The organism is Methylophaga sp. (genome assembly GCF_030651745.1).
The window spans coordinates 1-6007 of record NZ_JAUSCC010000059.1 but is presented as its reverse complement, the minus strand read 5'-3'; the positions used below and the strand labels follow the sequence as shown (position 1 = coordinate 6007).

Here is a 6007-nt window from a genome sequence, read left to right as displayed (position 1 = left end):
TTTTGGTGCGCCTGGCACGATTCGAACGTGCGACCGCCTGGTTCGTAGCCAGGTACTCTATCCAGCTGAGCTACAGGCGCTTTAAAGCGTGAAATTTTACTGTTTTTTACTGATTATCACAAGGATAAATTAATAAAAATTTGGCGGAGAGCGAGGGATTCGAACCCTCGATAGGGGTTAACCTATACGCCCTTAGCAGGGGCGCGCCTTCAGCCGCTCGGCCAGCTCTCCATCAAGCCGGCCATTATACCAGCTGTGATGATTTTGGCTAGTCGAATTACTCAATTAACCAGCGTTTGATTGATCTTTTTCTGCTTGAATGCGATCGTAGATTTCTTCACGATGAACTGTGACATCTTTTGGTGCATCAACACCGATCCGAACTTGATTTCCTTTGACACCAAGAACGTTTACAACGACATCATCACCGATGATGAGTGACTCTCCAACGCGACGTGTAAGTATTAACATGTTTTTCCCCTTGCAGTATAAATTCTGGCACCGAGGGGAGGAGATTAAGAACTCCTTTCTTTGAGCTAGGCCTCGTGCCAGTTCCGTTTATTTCCATGTGAGAGATCTTTGTCTCCCTTTTTCTATGACAGCTCTAGACAACAAATTATCCACCTATCATCACTGCCAAAAAGTATATCAGGATAACTATACCTTATCGATAGGAAAAACTTCCTGATATCAATGGTTTAGTGGCTCTGTTCAAGGTGGAAAGCCTTGTGTAAAGCCCTTACACCTAATTCCAAATATTTTTCGTCGACTACTACAGAAATCTTAATTTCAGATGTCGAGATCATGCTGATGTTGATATTTTCTTGTGCCAATGTCTCAAACATGGTGCTGGCGATGCCTGCATGTGAACGCATTCCGACGCCGACCAACGAAATTTTCGCAATATGTTCGTCGCCAGTTACTTCACGTGCATTTAAGGAAACAGCTGTTTCATTCAGCAGTTTCAGTGCTGTTTGGTAATCATTGCGATGCACAGTAAAGGTGAAATCGGTAGTGGAATCATGACCGGTATTTTGGATGATCATATCCACTTCAATATTTTGTTTGGCAATCGGACCCAGAATCTTATGTGCGACACCTGGTTGATCCGGCACGCCTAGAATAGTTAGTTTTGCCTCGTCGCGATTAAAGGCAATACCTGAAATAAGCGCTTGTTCCATTGAGGGTTCCTCAGACGTAATTAATGTGCCGCCACCTTCAGTAAACGAAGAAAGTACGCGTAAAGGCACGTTGTATTTTCCAGCAAATTCGACTGAGCGGATTTGCAAAACTTTTGCGCCCAGACTGGCCATCTCAAGCATTTCTTCAAAAGTAATGCGATCTAGTCGGCGGGCTTCCGGGACAACACGGGGATCGGTGGTATAGACACCATCCACATCGGTATAAATCTGACATTCATCTGCTTTTAAAGCAGCAGCCAATGCAACAGCAGTAGTATCTGAGCCGCCACGACCAAGGGTGGTGATATTGCCTTGCTCATCACAACCTTGAAATCCCGCGACCACAACAACTTTGCCTTCACTCAGATCCTGACGAATTTTTTCGTCATCGATTTGCATGATACGCGCTTTGTTATGTGCATCATCGGTGAGTATACGTACTTGAGATCCGGTATATGATTGTGCCGGCATACCCATTTGTTGCAGTGTCATGCTGAGCAGAGCGATAGTTACTTGTTCGCCAGTTGACAACAAAACATCCAGTTCACGGCCACGTGGATCCGGATTGATTTCCTTTGCCAGACCCAATAAACGGTTTGTTTCACCACTCATAGCAGAAACGACAACCACGATATCGTGGCCATCATTACGATATTGAATAACTTTTTTAGCGACTTCCTGAATACGTTCAACAGAACCGACTGAAGTGCCGCCGTATTTTTGTACGATAAGTGCCATGACTTAATTTTCCAGCTTAGATGCCACCCAAGTGGTGACGGAGTCGAGTGCAGCAGTTAAATTTTGTGGTTCGGTACCACCGCCTTGTGCCATATCCGGACGGCCGCCACCTTTACCACCGACTTGTGCAGCTACATGAGATACCAAATCGCCAGCGCGGATTTTATCGGTAATATCTTTGGATACACCGGCGATTAAGGTGATTTTTTCACCTTCGACGGCAGCCAATACAATCGCGGCACTGCCAAGTTTGTTTTTCAGTTGATCAACTGTATCGCGCAGGCTCTTCAGATCTGCACCTTCCAGATTCGCAGCCAATACTTTTACCGAGCCGATTTCTGTCGCTGAAGCAGCCAAGTCAGAACCGGCACTACTGGCCAGTTTTGACTTCAGCGCTTCCAGTTCTTTTTCCAGCTGACGGGTGCGTTGTACCAGTTGCTGGGTTTTTTCTTCAACATTATCCGGGTTGGCTTTGACCATTTCTGAAATGCTGTTCAGTCGGTCTTCAGACTGTTCAATATAATTTAATGCGGCTTCGCCAGTAACGGCTTCAATACGGCGAACTCCAGAAGCGATACCGGTTTCATTGGTGATCTTCAGTAAACCGATATCTCCGGTGCGGCCAACATGTGTGCCGCCGCAGAGTTCAATGGAAAACTCACCCATACTGAGTACACGAACTTCTTCATCATATTTTTCACCGAAAAGTGCCATCGCACCGCTTTTACGGGCTTTTTCAATCGGCATCAGACGCGTTTCAACAGTATGGTTAACACGGATTTGTTGGTTAACCAGACGTTCTATTTCACGTAATTGTTCAGCGGAAACCGGCTCAAAATGGGAGAAGTCAAACCGCAGGCGTTGTGAATCAACCAAAGAACCTTTTTGCGTGACATGTTCGCCAAGTACGGTACGTAATGCAGCGTGTAACAGGTGAGTGGCAGAATGATTCTGTGCTGTTGCCTGACGATTATATTCATCAACATGAGCAATAACTGGTTGGCCTACTTCAAATGTGCCGTCTTTACATTCACCGATATGCGTAAATGCTTTGCCTTGTTTACGAGTGTCTTTAACAATGAAGTGGGCACCAGCGGTATTGATTTCACCCTGATCGCCAATCTGACCACCGGACTCGGCATAAAACGGGGTGTGATCCAGAACGATAATGCCTTGCTGACCAGCGTGGAGTTTGTCGACATTTTCGCCATCAACCAGCAGGGCAGTGATCACGGCATCATGGCGCACATGATCGTAACCACAGAAAACGGTTTCACCATCAATCACCAGTGTTTCTGACAAACCACCGCCAAATTGGCTGGCGCTACGGGCACGAGTTCGCTGTGCTTCCATATGACGCTCAAAGCCAGCAACATCAATAGTTAAGCCACGTTCACGAGCAATATCGGCGGTGAGATCAATCGGAAAACCATAAGTGTCATACAACAAGAAGATGGTTTCACCCGGAATTTCTTTATCGCCCATTTCTTCAATGGCATGATCCAGAATTTTCAGACCATTATCCAAGGTGTCAGCAAAGCGTTCTTCTTCAATTTGCAGAGCTTGTTCGACAATAGCTTGAGCTTTGGCAAGTTCCGGGAAAGCTTCACCCATTTCTTCGACTAATGGTGCAACCAGTTTGTAGAAGAAGGCTTGTTTTAAACCCAGTTTATGTCCATGGCGAATCGCGCGGCGAATAATGCGGCGCAACACATAACCACGACCTTCATTTGAAGGTTGCACGCCATCGGTGATCATAAATGCACACGAGCGGATATGATCAGCGATAACACGCAGCGAGGTATTGCTGGAATCTGTGGTTCCCGATAATTGCTGAATTGATTTAATCAGATTCTGGAACAGATCGATGTCATAGTTATTATGTTGGTGTTGCAATACGGCGGCCAGACGTTCCAGACCCATGCCGGTATCTACTGATGGTTTTGGAAGTGGTGTCAGTGTGCCATCGGCAGAGCGATTGAACTGCATGAACACCAGATTCCAGATCTCGATATAGCGATCACCATCTTCTTCCGGAGTGCCGGGAGGGCCACCAGCTACTTCAGGGCCATGGTCATAGAATATTTCAGAGCAGGGACCACATGGACCGGTATCACCCATTGACCAGAAATTGTCTTTGGCACCAATACGAGAGAAACGGGTTGCATCAACTCCGATTTCTTTTAACCAGATATCAGCGGCTTCATCGTCTTCTTCGAATACGGTGATCCATAATTTTTCGGCAGGCAACTGCAGAGTTTCAGTCAGAAATTCCCAGGCATATTGAATCGCTTCACGTTTGAAATAATCACCAAAACTGAAGTTACCGAGCATTTCAAAGAACGTATGGTGACGAGCAGTGTAACCAACATTTTCCAGGTCGTTATGTTTGCCGCCGGCACGTACGCAGCGTTGAGTTGTTGTTGCACGGGTGTATTTACGCGTTTCCTGACCAAGAAACACTTCTTTAAACTGAACCATGCCAGCATTGGTAAACAACAATGTCGGATCATTGGCCGGTATTAATGGACTGCTGGAAACCACTTCGTGACCTTTGTCAGCGAAGAAGTCCAGAAACAATTTGCGTATATCAGCGCTCGTTTTCATTAGTTCAGTTCAAAACTTTCCGATATTTGTTCATGAGAAAAGCCCCGATATTGTAAAAACCGCATCTGCTTGGCACGGTCTTTAAAATCATCGGGGCTCTGCTCGCCAAAACGCTTGCATCGTACTACGATAGCAAGCGCAAACCAATCAGATTCTGCCTGTTGCATGGTGGAATTAATAAGCTCTTCCGCCACGCCTTTCTGTTTCAATTCCTGCCGTATTCGCAACTCACCATATCCTCGCAGTGCGCGGGATCGAATAAACGCTTCGGCAAAACGTTGATCATTTTGTAAGCCACTTTGTTGCAGCTTTTCTAAAGCGGCATGAATTTTATCTGTTTCATGACCGGCTTGTTGAAGTTTTTGCTGTAATTCGACAGCGCTATGTTTACGTCTGGCTAAATAGCCAACTGCTTGTTCAGTTGCAGAGCGGGACTTCACGCGTCGATTTCATCATCCACTGGGGTTTCGGCACTGACCTTGATGTTCTTTGGCAACATCACCGCACGGATTTTGGCTTCAATTTCCTTAGCCATTTCTGGATGTTCTTTCAGATAGATCCGCACGTTATCTTTACCTTGGCCAATGCGGTTACCGTCATAGCTGTACCACGCACCGGATTTTTCAACGATGTTTTCATTGACGCCCAGATCGATCAGCTCACCTTCGCGGGAAATACCTGCACCGTAAAGAATATCGAATTCAACTTGTTTGAAAGGTGCAGCCACTTTGTTTTTAACGACTTTCACCCGAGTTTCATTGCCAAGAATCTCATCGCCTTTCTTGATGGCACCAATGCGGCGGATATCCAGACGCACAGAAGCATAGAATTTCAGTGCATTACCACCAGTGGTGGTTTCGGGGTTACCGAACATCACGCCGATTTTCATACGAATTTGATTGATAAAGATAACCAATGTGTTGGAACGTTTGATATTGGCGGTCAGTTTGCGTAACGCTTGTGACATAAGGCGTGCTTGTAAGCCCATATGACTGTCACCCATATCACCTTCGATTTCAGCTTTAGGAGTCAGTGCAGCTACCGAGTCAACAACGACGATATCGACGGCACCTGAACGTACCAACATATCGGTAATTTCCAAGGCTTGTTCACCGGTATCGGGTTGTGAGACCAACAAATCATCAATATTTACGCCGAGTTTTTCAGCATAAAGCGGATCGAGCGCATGCTCGGCGTCAACAAATGCAGCGGTGCCACCCAGTTTTTGCATTTCAGCAATACAATGCAATGTCAGTGTGGTTTTACCTGATGATTCAGGACCATAGATTTCAACTACACGACCTCTTGGTAAACCGCCAATACCCAATGCAACGTCCAGACCAATAGAGCCCGTTGATACCGCATCGATATCACGGTGGGCAGTTCCATCGCCCAAACGCATGACCGCACCTTTGCCAAATTGTTTTTCGATTTGACCTAAGGCTGCGCCAAGCGCTTTCTTCTTGTTTTCATCCATTTGG

The 6007-nt window shown here is 46.1% G+C and carries 5 protein-coding genes and 2 tRNA genes; all 7 read right to left on the bottom strand.

Translation table 11 applies throughout. The features are described from left to right. Positions 1 to 3 precede the first annotated feature (3 nt). The 7 genes from Q7V21_RS07045 to recA all read right to left on the bottom strand — a co-directional run bounded on the left by Q7V21_RS07045 (position 4) and on the right by recA (position 6003). Positions 4 to 80 (bottom strand) — tRNA-Arg (locus Q7V21_RS07045). A 61-nt stretch (positions 81 to 141) separates the two neighbouring features. Continuing rightward, positions 142 to 231: transfer RNA gene (locus Q7V21_RS07040), tRNA-Ser, on the bottom strand. A 54-nt stretch (positions 232 to 285) separates the two neighbouring features. Then, complete coding sequence (gene csrA / locus Q7V21_RS07035; protein ID WP_014706856.1) at positions 286 to 471, bottom strand: carbon storage regulator CsrA; 186 nt, start codon at positions 469 to 471, stop codon at positions 286 to 288. Positions 472 to 698: 227 nt separating this feature from the next. After that, entirely contained in the window at positions 699 to 1919 is a 1221-nt protein-coding gene (locus tag Q7V21_RS07030) for an aspartate kinase (protein WP_304916601.1), read from the bottom strand. 3 nt (positions 1920 to 1922) lie between these two features. Then, positions 1923 to 4526, bottom strand: coding sequence for an alanine--tRNA ligase (gene alaS / locus Q7V21_RS07025; protein ID WP_304916600.1), 2604 nt, complete (start codon positions 4524 to 4526; stop codon positions 1923 to 1925). Further along, a complete protein-coding gene (gene recX, locus Q7V21_RS07020; RefSeq protein ID WP_304916599.1) occupies positions 4526 to 4966 on the bottom strand; it encodes a recombination regulator RecX in 441 nt (146 codons plus the stop codon). The genes alaS and recX overlap by 1 nt, the downstream gene beginning before the upstream one ends. Next, on the bottom strand, positions 4963 to 6003 hold the full coding sequence (recA, locus tag Q7V21_RS07015) for a recombinase RecA (protein WP_304916602.1): 1041 nt from the start codon (positions 6001 to 6003) through the stop codon (positions 4963 to 4965). Before recA ends, recX begins: the two co-directional genes overlap by 4 nt. Between the last annotated feature and the right edge of the window lie 4 nt (positions 6004 to 6007).

Excerpts from the sequence above, each read along its gene's own strand:
- csrA (WP_014706856.1), bottom strand. The coding sequence starts at position 471 with ATGTTAATACTTACACGTCGCGTTGGAGAGTCACTCATCATCGGTGAT.
- Q7V21_RS07030 (WP_304916601.1), bottom strand. The coding sequence starts at position 1,919 with ATGGCACTTATCGTACAAAAATACGGCGGCACTTCAGTCGGTTCTGTT.
- alaS (WP_304916600.1), bottom strand. The coding sequence starts at position 4,526 with ATGAAAACGAGCGCTGATATACGCAAATTGTTTCTGGACTTCTTCGCT.
- recA (WP_304916602.1), bottom strand. The coding sequence starts at position 6,003 with ATGGATGAAAACAAGAAGAAAGCGCTTGGCGCAGCCTTAGGTCAAATC.